This window comes from Pseudoxanthobacter soli DSM 19599 (genome assembly GCF_900148505.1).
Taxonomy (GTDB): domain Bacteria; phylum Pseudomonadota; class Alphaproteobacteria; order Rhizobiales; family Segnochrobactraceae; genus Pseudoxanthobacter; species Pseudoxanthobacter soli.
Map to the genome: position 1 here is coordinate 278,488 of NZ_FRXO01000002.1, position 20,600 is coordinate 299,087.

Annotated in this window: 16 protein-coding genes; 12 read left to right on the plus strand and 4 right to left on the minus strand. The window is 69.6% G+C overall.

From position 1 onward, the window contains the following. Nucleotides 1-190: 190 nt before the first annotated feature. Together BUF17_RS05740 and BUF17_RS22850 are read right to left on the minus strand one after the other, a co-directional pair. Nucleotides 191-1,225 (minus strand): aspartate-semialdehyde dehydrogenase, encoded by a 1,035-nt coding sequence (locus tag BUF17_RS05740; RefSeq protein WP_073626499.1) that lies wholly within the window; start codon nucleotides 1,223-1,225, stop codon nucleotides 191-193. 120 nt (nucleotides 1,226-1,345) lie between these two features. Beyond that, the gene (locus BUF17_RS22850; RefSeq protein WP_175563618.1) at nucleotides 1,346-1,513 is read right to left on the minus strand and encodes a hypothetical protein; all 168 of its coding nucleotides are present in this window, start codon (nucleotides 1,511-1,513) and stop codon (nucleotides 1,346-1,348) included. Between the two features lie 250 nt (nucleotides 1,514-1,763). Between BUF17_RS22850 and BUF17_RS05745 the strand changes: the two genes are divergently transcribed. Beyond that, nucleotides 1,764-3,224 carry a TrkH family potassium uptake protein gene (locus BUF17_RS05745; protein WP_073626501.1) on the plus strand — a complete coding sequence of 487 codons (1,461 nt, stop codon included), beginning with the start codon at nucleotides 1,764-1,766 and terminating at the stop codon, nucleotides 3,222-3,224. Between the two features lie 48 nt (nucleotides 3,225-3,272). Here BUF17_RS05745 and BUF17_RS05750 read toward each other — a convergent pair whose 3' ends face one another. Continuing rightward, nucleotides 3,273-5,090, minus strand: a complete 1,818-nt coding sequence (locus BUF17_RS05750) for a chloride channel protein (RefSeq protein WP_073626503.1) — start codon at nucleotides 5,088-5,090, stop codon at nucleotides 3,273-3,275. Nucleotides 5,091-5,701: 611 nt separating this feature from the next. Between BUF17_RS05750 and BUF17_RS05755 the strand changes: the two genes are divergently transcribed. The 5 genes from BUF17_RS05755 (at nucleotide 5,702) to BUF17_RS05775 (ending at nucleotide 10,802) form a co-directional block, all read left to right on the plus strand. After that, nucleotides 5,702-7,327, plus strand: coding sequence for an MFS transporter (locus BUF17_RS05755; RefSeq protein WP_084564112.1), 1,626 nt, complete (start codon nucleotides 5,702-5,704; stop codon nucleotides 7,325-7,327). Nucleotides 7,328-7,625: 298 nt separating this feature from the next. Further along, nucleotides 7,626-8,726: a TRAP transporter substrate-binding protein gene (locus BUF17_RS05760; RefSeq protein WP_073626507.1), complete on the plus strand. Its 1,101-nt coding sequence runs from the start codon at nucleotides 7,626-7,628 to the stop codon at nucleotides 8,724-8,726. A 221-nt stretch (nucleotides 8,727-8,947) separates the two neighbouring features. After that, nucleotides 8,948-9,622, plus strand: a complete 675-nt coding sequence (locus BUF17_RS05765; protein ID WP_073626509.1) for an energy-coupling factor ABC transporter ATP-binding protein — start codon at nucleotides 8,948-8,950, stop codon at nucleotides 9,620-9,622. Next, on the plus strand, nucleotides 9,619-10,257 hold the full coding sequence (locus BUF17_RS05770; RefSeq protein WP_073626511.1) for an energy-coupling factor transporter transmembrane component T family protein: 639 nt from the start codon (nucleotides 9,619-9,621) through the stop codon (nucleotides 10,255-10,257). Before BUF17_RS05765 ends, BUF17_RS05770 begins: the two co-directional genes overlap by 4 nt. After that, entirely contained in the window at nucleotides 10,254-10,802 is a 549-nt protein-coding gene (locus BUF17_RS05775) for a biotin transporter BioY (protein ID WP_073626513.1), read from the plus strand. The genes BUF17_RS05770 and BUF17_RS05775 overlap by 4 nt, the downstream gene beginning before the upstream one ends. A gap of 29 nt (nucleotides 10,803-10,831) precedes the next feature. Here BUF17_RS05775 and BUF17_RS05780 read toward each other — a convergent pair whose 3' ends face one another. Beyond that, a complete protein-coding gene (locus tag BUF17_RS05780) occupies nucleotides 10,832-11,638 on the minus strand; it encodes an SDR family NAD(P)-dependent oxidoreductase (RefSeq protein ID WP_073626516.1) in 807 nt (268 codons plus the stop codon). A gap of 323 nt (nucleotides 11,639-11,961) precedes the next feature. Here BUF17_RS05780 and BUF17_RS05785 point away from each other — a divergent pair, with 323 nt between their 5' ends. From BUF17_RS05785 to BUF17_RS05815, 6 genes are all read left to right on the plus strand, one after another. After that, on the plus strand, nucleotides 11,962-12,975 hold the full coding sequence (locus BUF17_RS05785; protein WP_428977627.1) for an NUDIX hydrolase: 1,014 nt from the start codon (nucleotides 11,962-11,964) through the stop codon (nucleotides 12,973-12,975). Nucleotides 12,976-13,105: 130 nt separating this feature from the next. Further along, on the plus strand, nucleotides 13,106-15,364 hold the full coding sequence (locus tag BUF17_RS05795) for a mechanosensitive ion channel family protein (RefSeq protein ID WP_139282432.1): 2,259 nt from the start codon (nucleotides 13,106-13,108) through the stop codon (nucleotides 15,362-15,364). A 379-nt stretch (nucleotides 15,365-15,743) separates the two neighbouring features. Continuing rightward, a complete protein-coding gene (nadA, locus tag BUF17_RS05800; RefSeq protein WP_073627174.1) occupies nucleotides 15,744-16,709 on the plus strand; it encodes a quinolinate synthase NadA in 966 nt (321 codons plus the stop codon). A gap of 87 nt (nucleotides 16,710-16,796) precedes the next feature. Continuing rightward, on the plus strand, nucleotides 16,797-18,374 hold the full coding sequence (locus tag BUF17_RS05805; protein WP_073626524.1) for an L-aspartate oxidase: 1,578 nt from the start codon (nucleotides 16,797-16,799) through the stop codon (nucleotides 18,372-18,374). A 68-nt stretch (nucleotides 18,375-18,442) separates the two neighbouring features. Next, nucleotides 18,443-19,297 carry a carboxylating nicotinate-nucleotide diphosphorylase gene (gene nadC / locus BUF17_RS05810; protein WP_073627176.1) on the plus strand — a complete coding sequence of 285 codons (855 nt, stop codon included), beginning with the start codon at nucleotides 18,443-18,445 and terminating at the stop codon, nucleotides 19,295-19,297. A gap of 205 nt (nucleotides 19,298-19,502) precedes the next feature. After that, complete coding sequence (locus BUF17_RS05815) at nucleotides 19,503-20,555, plus strand: alpha/beta hydrolase family protein (RefSeq protein ID WP_073626526.1); 1,053 nt, start codon at nucleotides 19,503-19,505, stop codon at nucleotides 20,553-20,555. Nucleotides 20,556-20,600: the final 45 nt, after the last annotated feature.

The following is a 20,600-nucleotide window of genomic DNA, read 5'->3' on the forward strand; positions in this document are numbered from 1 at the left end:
ACGAAAAGGATATGCTCAAGCTTTTGAAGCTGGAGCGATTTCTTGTCGATCTGATGAGTCCATCAGATCGGAAAGCGCTCTAGCGGCGGGGTCATCCGCAACGAAAAACGGCCCGGCGCGTGGGTGCGCCGGGCCGTTCATTCCGTCTGGGGCGTGCCCCGTGCGGCGGAGCGATGCCCGCCCGCGTCTGTCACGCCGCCTGCTGCTTGGCCTCGATCAGCTTGCGGTTGATCAGCACTTCGGCGATCTGCACGGCGTTGAGCGCAGCGCCCTTGCGCAGATTGTCGGAGACGATCCACATCGCGAGGCCGTTGTCGACGGTCGGGTCCTCGCGGATGCGGCTGATATAGGTCGCGTCCTCGCCGGTCGCCTCGTAGGGCGTGACGTAGCCGCCCGGCTCGCGCTTGTCGACGACGAGGCAGCCCGGCGCCTCGCGCAGGATCTCGCGGGCCTCGTCGGCCGAAAGCGGGCTTTCGAGCTCGAGCGACACCGCCTCGGAATGCGACACGAACACCGGCACGCGGACGCAGGTGGCCGTGAGCTTGATCTTCGGATCGAGGATCTTCTTGGTCTCGACGGTCATCTTCCACTCTTCCTTGGTGAAGCCGTCGTCCATGAAGACATCGATGTGCGGGATCACGTTGAAGGCGATCCGCTTCGGGAACTTCTTGGTCTCCACCGGGTCGGAGACGAACACCGCCCGGGTCTGCTCGAACAGCTCGTCCATCGCCTCCTTGCCGGCGCCGGAGACCGACTGGTAGGTCGACACCACCACGCGGCGGATGCGCGCCCGGTCGTGGATCGGCTTCAGCGCGACCACGAGCTGGGCGGTCGAGCAGTTCGGGTTGGCGATGATGCCCTTCTTGCGGAAGCCGACGATGGCGTCCGCGTTGACCTCCGGCACGATCAGCGGGACGTCGGGGTCCATGCGCCAGGTCGAGGAATTATCGATCACGACGGCGCCGGCCGCGGCGATCTTCGGCGACCATTCCTTGGACACCGCGCCGCCTGCCGACATCAGGCAGATGTCGACCTTGGAGAAGTCGACGTTCTCGATCGCCTTCACCTTGAGCGTGCGGTCGCCGAACGAAACCTCGGTGCCCTGGCTGCGGCGCGAGGCGACCGCGATCACCTCGTCGGCCGGGAAGCCGCGCTCTTCCAGGATGTCCAGCATCTCGCGGCCCACATTGCCGGTGGCGCCGACGACTGCAACCGAATAGCCCATTGGATCAGTCTCCTTGAAATCCCTCTCCCGCCGGCCGCATCCCGCGTCGTCCAGACGCCGCGAGCGACCATCCTCCCCCCTCGTGCCCCGGGGGAGAGCCGGTCGGAGCGCGGGGAGGCATCAAGCCGTCGTCGTCTTGAGCGTTTTGGTGCCGGACGTTTTGAGAGCGGCGCCGCGCGTCGCGGCGATCGGGCGAACCACGGAGATGCGCGCACGCGCCATGTCGCGGCCGTGCCGGGGGGCACGGGCGAAAAGGCGGGCGATGTCGAAGCTGTCCTGACGGACCATGACCATGCGCATCCTGCGGGCGACGCAGGTTCTCTGACCGAAATGCGTGGCCTCGTCAACCGTGCGGACGCGGTTGAAGGCGGTCCGCCGCGGTTTTCATGGGAACGGCGGCCGCGGAAGCCCGCCCGGACCACCCGGCGCACCGCCGGCTCTCTTGCGAAGCGCCGTGCGATCCCCGAAGAAAGAGGCAGGAAGCGGCGGCCCGGCGCGCCGCCGCCCGCCCGAGCGTACCGCCGCCGAACGGATCCCCATGCAGGCCGTCCAATATCTCCGCCCGACGCTCTACATCACGTGCTTCTTCACCCTGGTGATGGCGGCGGCGATGCTGATCCCGGCGGCCGTCGATCTCTATGACCGGCATTTGGACTGGCAGGTGTTCGTGGCCTCGGCGGCCGTGGTCGCAGGCCTTTCGATCCTCGGCATCGTCGCCACCCGCCACCCGATGCCCCGTTTCACCGTGCGGTTCGGCTTCCTGATGACGACGGTGCTGTGGGTGGTGACGGCCATCGTCTGCGCGCTGCCGTTCTATTTCTCCGAGGTGAGGATCACCTTCGCCGAGGCCGTGTTCGAATCGATGTCGGGGCTGACGACGACCGGCTCCACCATCCTCGTGGGCCTCGACAGGCTGCCGCGCGGCATCCTGCTGTGGCGGGCGATGCTGCAGGGCATCGGCGGCATCGGCATCATCGCCATCGGCCTGTTCCTGTTCCCGTTCCTGCGCATCGGCGGCATGCAGCTGTTCCGCACCGAATCGTCCGACCGCTCCGACAAGATCATGCCGCGCATGATCCAGATCACCGCCGCGCTGTGCGGCATCTATCTCGGCCTGATCTTCCTGTGCGCGTTCGCCTACGCCGTGCTCGGCATGACGCCGTTCGACGCCATCACCCATGCGCTCGCGACCGTGTCGACCGGCGGCGTCTCCACCCACGATGCCTCGTTCGGTGCCTTCGACAGCCCGGCGATCCTGTGGGTCGCCTCGTTCTTCATGATGACGGGCGGCGTGCCGCTGATCCTTCTGATCGGGCTCGCCTTCCACCGCCGCACGGCGCTGTTCCGCGACGTTCAGGTGAGGACGTTCTTCGGCATCATCGTGTTCTCGTCGCTTGCACTGGCGCTGTGGCGCTGGTGGGGCGACCAGCACGGCTTCTTCGACGCGCTGACCCACGCGACCTTCAACGTGGTCTCGGTCGTGACGACCACGGGCTTCGTCTCGCAGGACTACACCGTGTGGGGGCCGCTCTCGGTCGGCATCTTCTTCTTCCTGACCTTCGTCGGCGGCTGCTCGGGCTCGACGGCGGGCGGCATCAAGATCTACCGGCTCGTGATCCTCTGGCAGGCGCTCAGCCGCTCGGTGCAGCGCCTGCTCTACCCCAACAGCGTGGTGCCGATGCGCTATGGCGACCGGGTGGTGGAACCAGAGGTGTTCGAATCCGTCGTGGTGTTCCTGATCGCCTTCGTCGGGCTGATCGTGGTGATGTCGCTGCTGTTGTGCACCGTCTCGGGGCTCGACCTGATGACGAGCCTTTCCGGTGTCGCGACGGCGTTCTGCAATGTCGGCCCGGGCATCGGTCCACTGATCGGCCCGGCGGGGACGTTCGCGCCGCTCGACGATTTCGCCACGGTCGTGCTGACCGTCGCGATGCTGCTCGGCCGCCTGGAGATCATGACCGTGCTGGTGCTGTTCACCGGCGCGTTCTGGCGTTCGTGAAGGCGCGGGGGCTCGCCGGAGGGGATGGCCTCGCCGGAGCGGGGCTCCTCACCGGGGCGGAGGCGGGAACGGCGCCGTGTCGTCCTGGTCGGCGGCCTTGAGTTCGCTGAGATAGCGCCGCAGCACCGCCGCCTCGGGCGCGAACCCGACGAGGCGGTCGTCGCGGTCCACCACGGCGAACCAGCCGCCGAACGCCGCCTCCGCGATCTCGACCTGGCTCGACAGGGGATCGTCGACCCGGGCGCACGCCTTGGGATGATCCGCGATCATCGCCACCGGCAGGTCCGGCGTCTCCGCCGCCGCCTCGATCAGACGGTCGTGGCGCAGGAAGCCGACGAACACGCCCTGCTCGGTGACGACCGCCATCATCTCCGGCATGGCGCCGTCGGCGGCGATCCAGTCAGCGCGTTTCTGCGCGACGTCGCGGATGCGCTCCTCGCCGAGCAACCGCGGCGGATCGATCAGAGGGGCATCGGCGAAGGTGAGTTCCTTCAGCCGCCCGATATCGCGCGGGCCGGACAGATCCTGGCCGCGCAGGTGGAATTTCCAGGTGGAGAACGAATAGCCGAACCAGCGGCGCGTCAGGTGGCTGGCGATGACGACGCCGAGCGCCACCGCGACGATGCCGACGTGAAGCCCGGTGGTCTCGATCGCCAGGATGAGGATCGCGACGGGCGTGCCGATCACCGAGGCGCACACCGCCGTCATGCCGACGGCGATGGAGAGTTCCGGGCTTGCCGACGGCCCGACGATCGGCGCGATCACCAGCACATGCGCCAGCGCGCCGAGGATGCCGCCGATCAGCAGCGACGCGGAAAACAGGCCGCCGCGGAATCCGGACCCGACGCACACCACCGACGCCGCGATCTTGGCGACGAGCAGCACCGCGAGCCAGCCCGGCGCCGGCAGATCGCGGATGATGCCCTGCAGCACGAGATGGCCGGGGCCGATGACCTGCCAGGCGACGAATGCGAGCACGCCGAGGCAAATGCCGCCGGCCAAGGGCCGCAGCAGCTTCGGCACCTTGCGCCGGGCCAGCAGCGCCTCGAATCCGGTCGCGCCGCGCATCACCGCGATGCCGACGACGCTGCCGGCGACGGCGAGCCCGATGGCGGTGACATAATGCCAGAGTTCCGGCTGGCTCATCGGCGGCATCTGGAAGATCGGCTGCGGCCCGACCAGGAAGTGGGTGACGAGGCCGGAGGTCGCCCCGGCGAGCAGCGTCGGCAGCAGGGCGCGGACGCCGTAGCCGCCGATCACCAGTTCGAGGGCGTAGATGGTGCCGGTGAGCGGAGCGTCGAAGATGGCGGCGATGCCCGCCGCCGTTCCGCAGGCAACGAGGCAGCGCAGCGCCCGGCGCGGCAGCCCGAGCCTCTGGCCGATGACGCTGAGGAGCCCGGCACCGAGCTGGCTCATCGCCGCCTCGAAGCCGACCGAGCCGCCGATGCTGATGGAGATGGTGGAAAGGCCCACGAAGATCAGCGTCTGGGACGCCGACATCCGCCCCCCTTCCAGCGCGTTCGCCTCGACCGGGTCGGTGATCGCCAGCAGCTTGCGCCTCTCGAGAAACACCAGGACGCTGCCGAGCACCAGAGAGCCGAGGATCGGCACCACCAGGAGCCGCCACCGCGCGATGCCGTCGCCGCCGTCGCTGTCGATGGACGCACCGAACAGGACGGTCTGCAGCAGCGCGACGAGGGCGTGGACCCAATCGACCATGAAGGCGATGGCGAGGCCGCCCACCGAGGCGAGCAGGAGCACCGTCCAGACCTCGCGGTCGGTCTCGATGCTGAGGGGCCAGAGATCGCGCAGGCGCCCGGCCCGCTCGCCGGAAGACAGTGGCGGAAGATGGGCGGGAGAACTCATAGGCGCCTCGGAGAGGGACGGACGATTCGACAGGGCAGGAGATTCGCAGGGCACGAGATTCGCGGGGCACGAGATTCGCGGGCGCCCGGAAGGCGTGGCGGAGCGAGCCTGACAGCATTGCAAACGCCCGTCGAGCGCGTTCCCGGCCTTTCCCGGCGACTTTCGGGCACCGGACGCGCCCAATGCACGGCTCATCTAAGCCTAAGGTCTGAATCGCGCACGCTGAAGAGGTTTGTTACGGTTATTGCACGTTGCCCAACGTATGGCGGCGATCAGCAAGAATGCCGGCGAAATGCCGGCGAGAACACGGTGGCGCGGGCGGCGCCCGCCGGGTTCAACGGGAGGACCGCCCACCGGCCGATCATGCGAGGCATGGCGGACCGGCATTCGAAGCCGAACCGAACGACCGAATTCGCTTCGCGGCCGTCGTGCTGCGCGGGCGGGATTGCCGACTCGTGTCCGCATCCGCCCTCGCGCCGGCATCTGCCGCAGCGAAATCGCGTCATTGCGCCCGCAAACGGCGCGACGGGACGACCAAGAGCGCGCGAAGGAGGATATCGACCATGGCCAATGTCTCATCTGCGACGGCTCCGCCGCATAGCGTACGACCGATGACCTCCGCCGAAAGGCGCGTCATCTTCGCGTCGTCGCTCGGCACCGTGTTCGAGTGGTACGACTTCTATCTCTACGGCTCCCTCTCGGCCATCATCGCGGCCCAGTTCTTCTCGGGCGTGAACGAGACAGCGGCGTTCATCTTCGCACTGCTCGCCTTTGCCGCGGGCTTCGCGGTGCGCCCGTTCGGCGCGATCGTGTTCGGCCGGCTCGGCGACATCGTCGGCCGCAAGTACACCTTCCTGATCACCATCCTGCTGATGGGCATCTCGACCTTCGTGGTCGGCATCCTGCCGTCCTATGCCTCGATCGGCCTGCTCGCCCCGGTCATTCTCATCCTGCTCCGCCTCGTCCAGGGCCTTGCGCTCGGCGGTGAATATGGCGGTGCGGCGACCTATGTGGCCGAGCACGCGCCGAACGGCCGCCGCGGCTTCTACACCAGCTTCATCCAGACGACCGCCACCCTCGGCCTGTTCCTGTCGCTGCTCGTCATCCTCGGCGTGCGCACCTGGATCGGCGAGGAGGCGTTCGCGTCCTGGGGCTGGCGCATTCCGTTCCTGGTCTCGATCATCCTGCTCGGCATCTCCGTCTGGATCCGCCTTCAGCTCAACGAGAGCCCGGTGTTCAAGAAGATGAAGGAGGAGGGCAAGGCCTCCAAGCAGCCGCTGACCGACGCCTTCGGCAACTGGAAGAACCTGAAGATCGTCATCCTCGCCCTGATCGGCCTGACGGCGGGCCAGGCGGTGGTGTGGTACACGGGCCAGTTCTACGCGCTGTTCTTCCTCACCCAGACGCTGAAGGTCGACCCCAGCACCGCGAACATCATGATCGCCGTCGCGCTTGCCATCGGCACGCCTTTCTTCCTGTTCTTCGGCTGGCTTTCCGACCGCATCGGCCGCAAGCCGATCATCATGGCCGGCTGCCTGATCGCCGCGCTGACCTACTTCCCGATCTTCAAGGCCATCACCCACTACGCCAACCCGGCGCTGGAGGCGGCCCAGACCAGTGCACCGGTGACGGTGGTCGCCAATCCGGCCGAATGCTCGTTCCAGTTCAACCCGGTCGGCACCTCGGCCTTCCTGACCTCGTGCGACATCGCCAAGGCGTTCCTCGCCAAGCGCTCGGTGAACTATTCCAACGTCGCCGCCGTGCCGGGAACGGTCGCCTCGGTGAAGATCGGCGACACGGAAATCCAGAGCTTCGACGGACATGGCCTGCCGGCCGACGAACTGAAGGCGAAGACCGCGGCGTTCGGCACCCAGATGACCGCCGCCGTCAATGCCGCCGGCTACCCGACGGCCGCCGATCCGGCGCAGCTCAACTGGGGCATGACGGTGCTGATGCTCACGATCCTGGTGCTGTTCGTCACCATGGTCTACGGCCCGATCGCCGCGATGCTCGTCGAGATGTTTCCGACCGCGATCCGCTACACCTCGATGTCGCTGCCTTATCACATCGGCAACGGCTGGTTCGGCGGCTTCCTGCCCCCGATGGCCTTCGCCATCGTGGCCGCAACCGGCAACATCTATGACGGCCTCTGGTACCCGATCATCATCGCCTCGGCGACGTTCGTGATCGGCATGCTGTTCGTCCGCGAAACCAAGGATGTCGACATCCTGAGCTGACGCCCACAAGGCCCGGGGAGCCTCCCCTCCGGGCTTCAGTCCGCCCGCGATGCCGGTCCGTCCGGCGCCGCGGGCGGACCTGTTCCGATCACCCCCCGACCATGCAAGTCAGAGGTTGCAATCCGGTGGCTCCGCCGGTCTAAATCAACCGGCGGAGCCGTCCGGCCCCACGCCAGCGCGCCCGTGCTGCCACGGGCCGGGGCGGTTCTCTCCGCCAGGCAATCAAAAGATACGGCCTCGAAACACAGGCTCCAGGAATGCCGCCTCAAAGAGGCGCCGAACACGAGGAAACTCCCAGATGGAACGTCGCAAATTCCTCACGACGGCCGGTCTCGCCGGCGTCGCCGCCTCCGCAACCGTGGCGATGCCCGCCGTCGTGCGCGCCCAGCCGCAGACGAAGTGGCGCCTGACCTCCAGCTTCCCGAAATCGCTCGACACCATCTATGGCGGCGCCGAGGTGCTGGCGAATTCCGTGCGCGAGGCCACCGACGGCCAGTTCGACATCCAGGTGTTCGCCGCCGGCGAGATCGTTCCCGGTCTGCAGGCGCTCGACGCGGTGTCGAACAACACCGTCGAGATGTGCCACACCTGCTCGTACTACTATGTCGGCAAGGATCCGACCTTCGCCATCGCCACCTCGATCCCGTTCGGCCTCAATGCCCGCCAGCAGAATTCCTGGCTGCTGGAAGGCGGCGGCAACCAGATCCTCGACGAGTTCTTCGCCACCTTCAACGTGAAGGGCCTGGTGGCCGGCAACACCGGCGCGCAGATGGGCGGCTGGTTCCGCAAGGAGGTGAAGTCGCCGGAGGACTTCAAGGGCCTCAAGATGCGCATCGCCGGCTTCGCGGGCCGCGTCATGGCCAAGCTCGGCGCCGTGCCGCAGCAGATCGCGGGCGGCGACATCTATCCCGCGCTCGAGCGCGGCACCATCGACGCGGCCGAGTGGGTCGGCCCCTACGACGACGAGAAGCTCGGCTTCTACCGGGTCGCGCCCTACTACTACTATCCCGGCTGGTGGGAAGGCGGCCCCTCGATCCACGCCTTCGTCAACAAGGCGAAGTGGGAGGAACTGCCGAAGCACTATCAGGCGGCGCTCCGCGCCGGCGCGGCGCTGGCCAACGAAACCATGCTCGCCAAGTACGACGCGCTGAACCCCGGCGCGCTCAAGAAGCTCTATGGCCTCGGCACCAAGGTGCTGCCCTATTCCGCCGAAATCCTTGAGGCCTCGTTCAAGGCGGCCGAGGAAGTCTACACCGAGGTCTGCGCCGAGAACGCCAACTTCAAGAAGGTCTACGACCAGTGGAAGCCGTTCCGGTCCCAGGAGGCGTTCTGGTTCCAGTATCCGGACGGCACCTTCGACCGCTTCCAGGCCTATCTGCAGCAGAAGAAGATGATCTGACGCGCGACGCCCCTGCCCCGCCGGCCGGCAACCCCGTAGCCGGCGGGACTTTTCGGGGGCCGCCGTGCCGGCGGGACTTGCACCGGCCGCCCGATCGCGCCAAAGCAGGACCCGCGCCAACGCACCGCCTTCCCGACCGGACGAGAACGCCGGCCGGGGAGGCCCGGGCCACACTCCGGGCGGGCGCTGTCTCGCGAAGCCGGAGGCGGGTTGCGCCCTTCATGATCCGTGTCGAACACGTCTCCCACAGCTTCGGCGACCGCCCCGTGCTCGACGGCGTCGACCTTTCGCTGGACGAGCGCCGCATCGCGGTGGTGGGCTCCAACGGTTCGGGCAAGAGCACGTTCGCGCGCCTTCTGAACGGGCTGGTGCTGCCGGCCCGCGGCCGGGTGCTGGTGGACGGCCTCGACACCCGCGCCGACGGCAAGGCGGTGCGCCGCAAGGTCGGCTTCGTGTTCCAGAACCCCGACAACCAGATCGTGTTTCCCGTGGTGGAGGAAGACCTCGCCTTCGGGCTGAAGAACCGCGGGCTTTCGAAGCCGGAGATCGCCGCCCGGGTGGATGCGGCGCTCGACCGGTGGAACCTGACGGCGCTGCGCCAGCAGCCGGCGCACCTGCTTTCCGGCGGCGAAAAGCAGCTGCTGGCCATCTCGGGCGTGCTGGTGATGGAGCCCGATTATCTCGTGCTCGACGAGCCGACCACGCTGCTCGACCTGCGCAACAAGCGGCGCATCGCCGAGGCGATCGCCTCGCTGCCGCAGCCGGTCGTCGTCGTCACCCACGATCTCGACCTCGTGGCGGAGTTCGACCGGGTGGTGGTGATCGAAGGCGGCCGGGTGGCGGTCGACGACGCGCCCTCGCCCGCGCTTGCCCGTTATGTCGGGATGATGTCGTGACCGGAGGCGCGGCCCGGCCGGAGGGCTCACCGCTCCACCGCCTGCCGGCCGGGGCGAAGCTCGCGGTGCTCGCCGCGGCCGGCACGCTCGCCTTCCTCGCCACCGACTGGCGATGGCTCGCCGTGGGAATGGCCGCGGTCTGCGCGCTCTATTTCGTCGCCGGCCTTGGCGTGCGCGGGCTCCTCACCGAAATGCGGCGCTTCGTCTGGATCGCCGTGGTGCTGCTCGCGGTGCAGGCCGCGCTCGGCCAGTGGCTGACCGGCCTTGAGGTGGCCCTGCGCCTTTTTGCGCTGGTGCTGCTCGCCGCGCTCGTGACCCTGACCACGCGGACATCCGCCATCATCGCCACGCTGGAGCGGCTGCTTTCGCCGCTCGACCGCATCGGGATGTCCTCCGCCCGCATCGCGCTCGCCGTTTCGCTGGCGTTCCGCTTCATTCCCCTGATCGCGGAGATCACCCGTGAGGTGCGGGAGGCGCAGCGCGCGCGCGGCCTCGAACGCAGCCTCGTCGCGGTCGCGCTGCCGGTGATTGTCCGCGCGCTGAAAATGGCCGATGACATTGCAGACGCCATCGACGCGCGCGGCTTCGATCCTGCGCCGCGTCGCCGGGCGCGATCCGACAGGAGCCGACCTTGACCACCCGGGATATCGTCCTCATCGCGCTGTTCGCCGCCATCACGGCCGCGCTGGCGCTGTTTCCGCCGATCACCATGCCGCTCGCGGGCGTGCCGATCACGGCGCAATCGCTCGGGCCGATGCTGGCGGGCTCGATTCTCGGCGCGCGGCGGGGATGCCTGGCGCTGGTGCTGTTCCTGCTGCTGGTCGCGGCCGGACTGCCGCTGCTCGCCGGCGGCAATGGCGGGTTGGCGGTGTTCTTCGGGCCGACCGCCGGCTTCCTGTTCTCCTGGCCGGTCGCCGCGTTCGTGGTCGGCGCGCTGTTCGAGACGTTCTGGCGGCAGGTCGGCGCCCTGCTCGGCTTCGTCTTCAACGTCGTCGGCGGCATCGGCGTCGTCTATCTGATCGGCGTGCCGTGGGTCGCGCTTTCCGCGAAGATCCCGCTCTGGACCGCCATCGCCGGATCGGCGGTGTTCGTGCCCGGCGACATCGTCAAGGCGGTGGTCGCGACCGCCGTCGCGGTGACGGTGAAGCGCGCCTATCCGATGATCCGCGCGCGGGCCTGAATGCCCGCGCCGTCGCCCTTGCCGGGCGCCTAGGAGGCGAGGAAGCCGCCGTCGACGGCCAGATCGTGGCCGAAGACGAACGAGGCGGCATCGGAGGCGAGCCAGACCACGGCCTCGGCGGCATCCTCGGGCCGGCCGACCCGGCGGGCGGGAAGCGAGGCGGCGATGCGCTCGACCGGCAGGCCGAGATTGGCGGCAGCCGTTTGCATCAGCGGCGTGTCGACCCGGCCGGGCGAGATCGCATTGATGCGGATGCCGGCGGGCCCGTATTCCAGCGCCGCGGTGCGCGTCATCGACAGCACCGCCGCCTTGGAGGCCGAATAGAGCGCGAGGCCGCCGTTCGGGTTGCGCGAGCCGGACACCGAAGCGTTGTTGATGATGACGCCGGCGCCGAGTTCGCGCATCGCCGCGATCTCGGCCTTCATCGCCAGGAACACCGCACGGACGTTGAGGCCGAACACCGCCTCGAACACCGCGTCCGGCTGCTCGGCGAGCGGCGCCGCCGCTTCCTGGATGCCGGCATTGTTGAAGGCGATGTCGAGCCGGCCGAAGGCGGCGCGGGCGCGCTCCACCATCTTGGCCGCCGCGTCGGGAACGGACAGGTCGGCGGCGACGAACGCGGCATGGGCGCCGAGCGCGGCGCAGGCGGCCGCCACCTCCTCGCCGCGCGGCCGGTCGCGACCCGCGACCACCACCGAGGCACCCCGGCGCGCAAAAGCCAGCGCCGTGGCCCGCCCGATGCCGGAACTGCCGCCGCTGACGAGCACCACCCTGCCCTCGAACTCGTGCGTGGCGCCCGGCCCCGCCGCTGCCGCGCCGGTCTCGTCTCCCGTCATGGTCTCTCTCGCCTGTCGCAAAACGCTGTCACGCCGAAGATAGCGTCGATCACCATGGCAGAATCGGCCGGGCGTTGGGACCAGATTTCATCCGCCGCCCGATCGCGGAGCGAGCCGGACCGGCCAAGGTTGTGGGAAGCCGCGGCTGCGCGCAGGAAAACCCGGCGCGGGGCCGGGCGTTCCGCTATCCTGCCACCGCTGCTTCCGGCGGCGTGGGGCGGTGCCGAAGGCACGCTTCCACCGGGCGCAGATCGCCCGAGCGGGAGCCGCCCGAACGCGAGCCGCTGCTGCCAAACCGCCGAAGAGGAACCAGACCGCCGACGATGACCACCGAGCCAGCCCCGCCAGTTCCAGACCAGCCCTCCGCCGCCGCGGTGCCGATGGCAGGCGGCGCGATGGGAATGCCGTCCGTCACGCTCAGTGCCGTCGTGATCGCTGCCTCGGCGCGCGAGCCGCGCGTGCTGGCCGTCCGCCGCCCGGACTGTCCGGATGCGCTTCCCTCCGGCCCGCTGGAGCGCGAGCACCGGACGCTGGAGATGGGCGTGCGCGCCTGGGTCGGGCGGCTCACCAATCAGACCCTCGGCTATGTCGAACAGCTCTACACCTTCTCCGACCGCGACCGGACGGAGGCGGGCCGCAATGCCGTCTATGCCCTCGCCATCGCCTATCTCGCCCTCGTCCGCGAGGTGAAGCCGGCGGGCGCGGCGGACGCGGTGTGGCGGGACTGGTATGCCTTCCTGCCGCACGAGGACTGGCGTGCCGGCCGCCCGGCCGCCCTCGACCGCATCGAACCGCGGCTGCTCGCCTGGCAGGCGGAGGCGCCGAGCCCGGCCATGCGACAGGCGCGTCAGGAGCGGCTCGGCCTGACGTTCGGCTTCGGCACCGCGCCCGCGTGGAATGAGGAGCGCGTGCTCGACCGTTACGAGCTGCTCTACGAAGCTGGGCTCGTCGCCGAGGCCTGGCAAGACCGCGGCGAGGCACCGCCGCCGGCGGAAGACCTGGCGCCAGGCGCCGCGATGGCGCTCGACCACCGGCGGATGCTCGCGATCGCCATCGGCCGGCTGCGCGGCAAGATCAAGTACCGCCCGGTGATCTTCGAGCTGATGCCGCCGAGCTTCACGCTCTCCGATCTCCAGGGCACCGTGGAAGCCCTTTCCGGGGTGCGCCTTCACAAGCAGAATTTCCGCCGGCTGGTGGAAGCGCAGGGGCTGGTGGAGGAGACCGGAGAGACCGCCTCCAACACCGGCGGACGCCCCGCGCGGCTGGTGCGGTTCCGCCGTGAAGTGGTGCTGGAACGGCTGACCCCCGGCGTGCGGCTGCCGCTGTCGCGCGTATAGTCCGCTCAGTTACCCAAAATGGGTAATCAAGGCGCGTTTCGCCCTATCGACGGCGGTTCCGACGGCCGATAAACATTTGTTGATCTTGGGGGCGCCTTCCGGCATCCGGCGGCGCATTTTGGGGAATTCGATGTCCAGCCGGACAGTTTGCAAGCCGACACGCTCGGTCGCGGCGCTGCTCGCCGCACTCATGGTCGCCCTTTTCGCAGCCGGCCCGGTCTCGGGCCTGTCGGCCACGGCGGCCTTGGCGGCGACGCCCGTCCCGACGGAAGCGCCGGCAGCCACGCCCGCGGCGGCCCCGCCGGTTGCGCAGGCCGCGCCGGCCGCAGCGCCAGCCCCCAAAGCCGAATCCACGGCCGCATCCAAGGATCTGGAACAGAAACTCGACGCCGACGTGCAGGCCGACGAGGCTGATTTCGTCACCACGATGGGCGAGCTGCGCGGGAAGTTCAGGGCGGCCATGGGCGCGCTGAAGACGTTCCCGTCCGACCTCAAGGCCGCACTCGACCGTGAGGAGCCCTACGGCGAGGTCGACCGGTGGGTGATGGACGGCATCGGCATCGCCCTCATCGGGATCGTCGCCGGCCTCGTGATCGCCATTCCGCTCGAGCGCTGGGCGATCGGCCGCCCGGTCGGCGCCCCGGCGGGACAGCAGATCGAGACCAACACGCGCATCGCCTTCCTGCTTCGGCGGGCCGCGATCTGGCTGGTCGGAACCGCTGTCGTGCTGATCGTCGGCCTCGTGGTGCTCGAACTGCTCGACAAGGGGCACGACCTGGAGCACGGCACGGCGCTCACCGTGCTGATGTGCTTTGCCGGGGTCCGAGCCGCGGCGTCCATGTTCCGCACCGTGATCACCCCCGGCCTGCCGGAATACCGCATCGTGCATCTCGAGGATCGCGAGGCCCGCAGCCTCGGACGTGGCCTGACGCTGTTCGCGGCGCTGTTCGCGGTCGTGGTCGGCATGGACTTCTGGCTGCATCTGCTGCAGTTGCCGCGCGAGCCGCGTCACATCGCGTCGCTGGTTCTGAGCGTTCTCCTGCTGCTGCTCCTCGTCGTGCTCTGCGTCACCGAACGCCGTTCCGTGACCAAGGCGCTTGGCTGGCGCTCCACCGGGTTCGCCGGCTGGCTCGCCCGCAACTGGTGGGCGGTCGCCATCCTGTACTTCGTCGCCGCCTGGGCCGTCCGCGCCGTGGAGGTGCTGCTCGATGCCCGCGGCGGTGCGGAGCTGGTGGTGGTGCCGGTGCTGCTGGTGTTCGCCGGGCTCGGCCTGCAGGGCATCGCCCGCCTCGTTCTGGCGCAGATCGTGCGTCGCAGTCCGGAACTGCGCGTGGGCGGCCCGGCCGGCCGGCGCCTGCCGGACTTCCGCGACCTTGCCTATACCGCGTCCGCGTTGGCGATCACGCTCATCGCGCTCGCCCTGCTGCTCGAGACCTGGGGTCTGTCGTTCGCCCGCTCCGGCGCGGGCATCACGGCGATCAAGGTCGGCCTCATCTGCCTGTTCGGCTACATCGTCTACGAGTCGATCCGCATCGGCATCGAACGCAAGCTCGCGATGGAGGGCGCCATTCCCGGCGTCGTCGCGGTCGACCTCGACGGCGACCAGCCGCTCGCCGCCGGCCAGTCGCGCATTGCGACCCTGCTGCCGCTGGTACGGGTGTTCCTGCTCGCCGCGGTGCTCTGCGTCTCGGCACTGATGGTGCTGTCGGAACTCGGCGTTCAGGTCGCGCCGCTGTTCGCGGGCGCCGGCATCCTCGGCCTCGCCATCGGCTTCGGATCGCAGACGCTGGTTCACGACATCATGTCGGGCGCATTCTTCCTCGTCGACGACGCCTTCCGCGTCGGCGAATATGTCGACATCGGTTCTGCGAAGGGCGTGGTGGAGCGCATCTCGATCCGCTCGTTCCAGCTGCGCCACCAGAACGGCCAGCTGCAGACCATTCCGTTCAGCGGCATCAAGCAGATCACCAACTTCTCGCGCGACTGGCAGGTCGCCAAGCTGCCGTTCAAGTTCCCGTTCGGAACGGACGTTGAGAAGGTGCGCAAGGTGATCAAGAAAGTGGGCGAGCGCCTGGCGGGCGATCCGGAACTCGGCCCGAAGTTCCTGGCGCCCATCAAGTCCCAGGGCGTGTCGGAAATCGACAGCTCCGGCGTCACCATCCGCGTGAAGTTCATGACGCGGCCGAACGACCTGTTCCTGGTCAAGCGGCAGGCCTATGTCGCGCTGACCAAGGCGTTCGAGGAAGCCGGCCTCGAACTCAGCAACAACATCGTCACCGTGCGCATCGAGTCCGACGGCAAGACGGAAATCACCGAAGAGGTGAAGCAGGCGATCGCGGGCGCCGCCGCCAGCGCCGCGTCCGCCCCGCCGGCAGGCGCGGAAGGCTGACGCGCAACAGCCGCACACGGTCCAGTTCAGGAAACACCAGGGGGCCGCGGCAAACGCTGCGGCCCCTTTTGCGTGCCCTGAGGCGCCGCGAACGCGATCCCGCTGGCCGGGCGTGCCCACACCCGCCGACATCCCGCGCCCGGCCCGACGCGATGATGCGGCGGCAAAATTTCTGCGGCAGGGGCTTGACGTTCTTATGCTCATAATTAGCATAAGGGTATCGGGTCCACGAGCGGCCGCCGTCGCAGGCGCCGCTTTCCGGGATCCGGTTTTTTTGGGCCCCCATATGCTCAATTCGAGCATAACACCGTAAACCGAGAGCGCCGCCATGAACGTCGCCGTCCCAGCCGCCGAAGTCTCCGCCGACGCCCGCGAGGCGATGCCGCTGCCGCACCTCTACGAGCGCGTGCGCCGCCACGTGCCGGCGTTCGAGTGGCCTGCCCTGGCGGCGGACATCGAGGCGATCCTGCGCCTGAAGCAGGAGCGCAACGCGGTCATCCTCGCCCACAACTATCAGGCCCCGGAGATCTTCCACACGGTCTCGGACATCGTGGGCGACAGTCTCGCCCTCGCCCGCGAAGCCGTCGGGGCGGATGCGGACGTGATCGTGCTGGCCGGCGTGCACTTCATGGCCGAGACCGCGAAGCTGCTCAATCCGGACAAGACGGTGCTGATCCCCGACACCGAGGCCGGCTGCTCGCTCGCCACCTCGATCACGGCCGCCGACATCCGGCTGCTCAAGGCGCGCTATCCCGGCGTGCCCGTGGTGACCTATGTCAACACCACGGCGGAGGTGAAGGCGGAATCCGACATCTGCTGCACCTCCGGCAACGCCCGCAAGGTGATCGAGTCCCTCGGCGTCGACCGCGTCATCATGCTGCCGGACGAGTACCTCGCCCGCAACATCGCCGCCGAGCTGCCCCACATCCAGTTCATCACCTGGAAGGGCCATTGCGAGGTGCACGAGCGCTTCTCGGCCGAGGACATCCGGGCGCTGCGCGAGAACCATCCCGGCGTCGTGGTGCTGGCGCACCCCGAATGCCCGCCGGAAGTGGTGGCCGAAGCCGATTTCGCCGGCTCCACCGCCGCGATGGCCGACTACGTCACCGAGCGCCAGCCGCCTCGGGTGGTGCTGATCACCGAATGCTCGATGGCCGACAACATCGCCGTCGACAACCCGGCGGTCGATTTCGTGCGCCCCTGCAATCTCTGCCCGCACATGCGGCGGATCACGCTCGCCAACATCCGGCGCGCGCTGGAGCGCATGGAGCACCCCGTGGAGCTCGACCCTGAGACCGCCGGCCGGGCACGCCTCGCGGTCGAACGGATGCTCGCGGTGCACTGAACCGCGCGCCCTTCTGCGGCAATCGGCAGCGCCCGGCATTCCGCGCGGACGCTTCGGCACCGAAAAGACCAACCGAAGGCAACCGACATGACGAACGGATCGGACCGCGTTGTGGTGGTCGGCGGCGGCGTCGCGGGCCTCGCGACGGCGCTCGCGCTCGCACCGATGCCCGTGACGGTACTCGTCGCCTCCCCGCTCGGAACGGCGGCGGCGACCGGGCTCGCACAGGGCGGCATTGCCGCCGCGCTCGGGGCGGACGACGCCCCCGCGCTTCATGCCGCCGATACGCTGACGGCCGGCGCGGGCCTGAGCGATCCGGCGATCGCGGCGCTGGTCGCCGAAGCCGCGCCGGCGGCCATCGACTGGCTGGTGCGCATCGGCACGCCATTCGACCGCGATGCCGCCGGCGCGATCTCGCTCGGCCTCGAAGCCGCCCACAACCGGCGGCGCATCGCCCACGCCGGTGGCGACGCCACCGGCCGCGTGGTGTTGGAAACCCTGATCGCCGCTGCCCGCGCGACCCCGTCGATCACCGTGGTCGAGGGCGCGTCTGCCACGGCGCTGCTGTGCGACGACGGCGGCCGGGTGCGCGGCGTCGCAGCACGACGCGACGGCGGCGCCCCGGAAGCGGTGCCGGCCCGGGCGGTGGTGCTGGCGACCGGCGGTCTCGGCGGGCTCTACGGCTCCACCACCAATCCGCTTGGCGCGACGGGCCAGGGCCTCGCGCTCGCCGGCCGGGCCGGCGCCGTGCTGCGCGACATGGAGTTCGTGCAGTTCCACCCGACCGCGATCGCGGCCGGCGGCGACCCGATGCCGCTCGCCACCGAAGCGCTGCGCGGCGAAGGCGCGATCCTCGTCAACGGCCGCGGCGAGCGCTTCATGCGCGACGTTGCCGGCCGGGAACTGGCGCCGCGCGATGTGGTGGCGCGGGCCATCTTCGCCGAGATCGCCCGCGGCGAGCGTGTGTTCCTCGATACGCGCCCGGCGCTCGGCGAGCGCTTCGCGGCAGGGTTCCCCGCCGTTGCCGCGCTGTGCCGCGCCGCCGGCATCGACCCGGCGCGCGAGCCGATCCCGGTGCGGCCGGCCGCCCACTACCACATGGGCGGGGTGAAGACCGACGACCGCGGCCGCACCAGTCTCGACGGCCTGTGGGCAGCGGGCGAGGTCGCATCGACGGGGCTGCACGGCGCCAACCGCCTCGCCTCCAACTCGCTGCTGGAGGGGCTGGTGTTCGGCCGCCGCATCGCCGAGGCGCTCGCCGCGGAAGGCGGCGGCCGCGCGACGGCGATCCGGCCGGCGGCGTCCGCCCCCGCGCTGCCGCCGGCTCTTCGGGCGGAGATCCGGGTTCTGATGGACCGCCACGTGGGCGTGCTGCGGGATGAAGCGGGGCTGACGGAGGCGGTGGCCCGGCTCGGCGCCATCGTCGCAGGAATGACAGGAGAGACGGCAGCGGGCATGGCATCGGTCCCGGATATGGTCACTGTCGCGACGGCTGTCGCCGTCGCCGCGCTCGATCGCCGGGAAAGCCGCGGCGGCCACGCCCGGCGCGACCATCCGCTGACCGGCCCCCTTGGCATCCACGCCGAAATCACCCTCGCAGATGCCCTGGACCGGGCGGCCGCGCTTGCCGCCGCCGAGCCCGCAGACAAGCGGAGAGTCGCGTGACCGAAACCGTTCTTGCCCGTCCCGAGTCCGTCGCGGCCCTACCCGCCGGCCGGCCGGCGGATCTTCCGGTGGATCTGCCGGCACTGCCGGACCTGCTGGTGGAGCCGATCGTCCGCGCCGCGCTTCTGGAAGATCTCGGCCGGGCCGGCGACATCACCTCCAACGCGGTGGTGCCCGTGGACGCGCGCACCGTCGCCGAGATGGTCACCCGGCAGCCGGGCGTGATCGCCGGCACCGCGGTGGCCGCCATGGCGTTCCGGCTGATCGATCCGGCGCTTGAGGTGACGGTCGCGAAAGGCGACGGCACGCCGGTCGAACCCGGCGACGTGGTGATGCGCATCGCCGGCGCGGCGCGTTCCGTGCTGGCGGCCGAGCGGGTGGCGCTCAACCTGATCTGCCGGCTTTCCGGCATCGCGACGGCGACGGCGGCCCTCGTCGCCGCTGCGCGCCCCCATGGCCACGCCCGCATCGTCTGCACCCGCAAGACCACGCCAGGACTGCGGGCGCTGGAAAAGCACGCGGTGCGGGCTGGTGGCGGCTCCAACCACCGCTTCGGCCTCGACGACGCCGTGCTGATCAAGGACAACCATGTCGCCGTCGCGGGCGGCGTTCGCCCGGCGCTTGAACGGGCGCGGGCCAATGTCGGCCACCTCGTCAAGATCGAGATCGAGGTCGACACGCTCGCCCAGCTCGACGAGGCGCTCGCCGCCGGGGCCGACGTCGTCATGCTCGACAATATGGGGCCGGCGATGCTGAAGGAGGCGGTCGCGCGCGTCGGCGGGCGTGCCCTGACCGAGGCCTCTGGCCGCATCAACCTGGAGACCGTCGGCCCGGTCGCCGCGAGCGGGGTGGACCTGATCTCGGTCGGCTGGATCACCCACAGCGCGCCGATCCTCGATCTCGGGCTCGACATCGCGCTCTGAAGCACGGCTTCGGGAGGCAGACGATCCCGTCGGTGATGCAAGACGCATCGCGGGGAGACGAGCCGTGGGAAGGCACGCGTCGACACACGCGCGGACCTGAATCGCGATCAAGGACGATCTCGAACACGTTGCGGGTCGCATAAATGCGGCTCCGGGGCCGAAAGAGGGGGCATCGCGTTCCCTCCGTTCGCTTCCGGACCCCGCCATGCGCCCGCTTCTCAGAACCCTTCTTTCCGCCCTGTCCGCCGTCCTCCTTTCAACCGGCCTTTCCGGCGCCTCCATGGCTGCCGACGCCGTCGGGGTCCGGACGGTCGAGGTGCCCGCGCCGTCGCGCGGCGGCACGCTGACGGTGACCGTCTGGTATCCCGCGACGGCGGGGGGCACGAAAGCGCTCGTCGGCGAGGACAGGCTGTTCAGGGGAACGGCGGCGTGGCGGGACGCGCCGCCCGCCGCGGGGCGGTTTCCGCTGGTGCTCGTGTCGCACGGGTCGGGCGGCAGCATCCTCAATCTCTCCTGGCTGGCGAGCCGGCTCGCCGCGGCCGGGATGATCGTGGCGGGCCCGAACCACCCCGGCACGACGCGGGGCAATTCGACGCCGCTCGACACCACGCGGATGTGGCAGCGCACGGCCGACATCTCCGACGTGCTGACGGCGCTGACGACCGAGCCGCCCTGGAAGGAGCACATCGACGACCGCCATGTCGGCGCGATCGGCTTCTCCCTCGGCGGCCACACGGTGCTGTCGCTCGCCGGCGCACGGGCCGATCTCGAAGCCTATGCCGTCTATTGCGAGCGCTATCCCGCGATGCCGGACTGCCGGTGGTTCGCGAGCGGCGGCGTCGACCTGCGCAGCACGAACAAGGCGCGCTTCGAACAATCGAACCGCGACGCGCGCATCGGCTCCGTCGTCGCGGTCGATCCCTCGGTGGCGCGGGCGTTCACCGCGGACAGCCTCGAGGCGATCGCCGTGCCGGTCCACATCATCAATCTCGGCAGTCCGGGCACCATTCCGGTCGCCGTTGAGGCCGAGACGCTTGCCGCCGCGATTCCCGACCACACATATCAGAAGGTGGACGGCGCGGTGCATCTGAGCTTCCTCGCCGAATGCCAGCCGGGCGCGCGGGAATTCCTGAAGGAGACCGGCGACACCGATCCCCTGTGCGGGGATGCGCCGGGACACCCGCGAACGAGAGACGACATCCACCGGCAGGTGGCGGCGATGATCGAGGCCGCCTTCCTGCAGGACTTCGCCCGGTAAACGGCCGCGAGCCCGCCAGAGACGGCCCCGCGGCGACACTCGCGG

Excerpts from the sequence above, each read along its gene's own strand:
- BUF17_RS05780 (WP_073626516.1), bottom strand. The coding sequence starts at position 11,638 with ATGACGGGAGACGAGACCGGCGCGGCAGCGGCGGGGCCGGGCGCCACG.
- BUF17_RS05745 (WP_073626501.1), top strand. The coding sequence starts at position 1,764 with ATGCAGGCCGTCCAATATCTCCGCCCGACGCTCTACATCACGTGCTTC.
- nadA (WP_073627174.1), top strand. The coding sequence starts at position 15,744 with ATGCCGCTGCCGCACCTCTACGAGCGCGTGCGCCGCCACGTGCCGGCG.
- BUF17_RS22850 (WP_175563618.1), bottom strand. The coding sequence starts at position 1,513 with ATGGTCCGTCAGGACAGCTTCGACATCGCCCGCCTTTTCGCCCGTGCC.
- BUF17_RS05815 (WP_073626526.1), top strand. The coding sequence starts at position 19,503 with ATGCGCCCGCTTCTCAGAACCCTTCTTTCCGCCCTGTCCGCCGTCCTC.
- BUF17_RS05795 (WP_139282432.1), top strand. The coding sequence starts at position 13,106 with ATGTCCAGCCGGACAGTTTGCAAGCCGACACGCTCGGTCGCGGCGCTG.
- BUF17_RS05750 (WP_073626503.1), bottom strand. The coding sequence starts at position 5,090 with ATGAGTTCTCCCGCCCATCTTCCGCCACTGTCTTCCGGCGAGCGGGCC.
- BUF17_RS05760 (WP_073626507.1), top strand. The coding sequence starts at position 7,626 with ATGGAACGTCGCAAATTCCTCACGACGGCCGGTCTCGCCGGCGTCGCC.
- BUF17_RS05755 (WP_084564112.1), top strand. The coding sequence starts at position 5,702 with ATGACCTCCGCCGAAAGGCGCGTCATCTTCGCGTCGTCGCTCGGCACC.
- BUF17_RS05805 (WP_073626524.1), top strand. The coding sequence starts at position 16,797 with ATGACGAACGGATCGGACCGCGTTGTGGTGGTCGGCGGCGGCGTCGCG.
- BUF17_RS05765 (WP_073626509.1), top strand. The coding sequence starts at position 8,948 with ATGATCCGTGTCGAACACGTCTCCCACAGCTTCGGCGACCGCCCCGTG.
- BUF17_RS05740 (WP_073626499.1), bottom strand. The coding sequence starts at position 1,225 with ATGGGCTATTCGGTTGCAGTCGTCGGCGCCACCGGCAATGTGGGCCGC.
- BUF17_RS05785 (WP_428977627.1), top strand. The coding sequence starts at position 11,962 with ATGACCACCGAGCCAGCCCCGCCAGTTCCAGACCAGCCCTCCGCCGCC.